Source organism: Methanobrevibacter sp. (genome assembly GCF_030539555.1).
Classification (GTDB): Archaea; Methanobacteriota; Methanobacteria; order Methanobacteriales; family Methanobacteriaceae; genus Methanocatella.
In genome coordinates this window covers 1,607-1,928 of the sequence record NZ_JAUNXX010000105.1, presented here as the reverse complement: position 1 = coordinate 1,928, position 322 = coordinate 1,607, and the positions used below count along the sequence as shown (strand labels likewise).

Here is a 322-nt window from a genome sequence, read left to right as displayed (position 1 = left end):
TTGATTCTCCTAATGTATCGTATGCTCTGAAATCAAAAATAACTACAGTTACCATGTTTGGAGCTATTTGAGTTCCTAAAGCATTATAGATATTACTTACGCCAGGAGCAATAATGTTACTTAAATTGAATACTGCATCAAATAAAGTAACAGAGAATATAGCCGCCATTACAGCAGCAATCAAATTACGAACTGTATTCATACTAGACAAGATTACCACCCCAGTATAAAAATGTAACAATTATAGCAAGTGTTACCACTGCATAAAATAACATTTTATCAAGTGAATCCTCTTGCTCAATCTTAAACTTAGGAATGAGCG

The 322-nt window shown here is 32.9% G+C and carries 1 protein-coding gene and 1 pseudogene; both read right to left on the bottom strand.

The features are described from left to right. The coding region (locus Q4Q55_RS10000; protein WP_303372663.1) for an EhbH at positions 1-202 on the bottom strand (202 nt) is incomplete at its 3' end. 1 nt (position 203) lies between these two features. Continuing rightward, positions 204-322, bottom strand: a pseudogene (locus Q4Q55_RS10675) (hydrogenase); the annotation flags it as partial.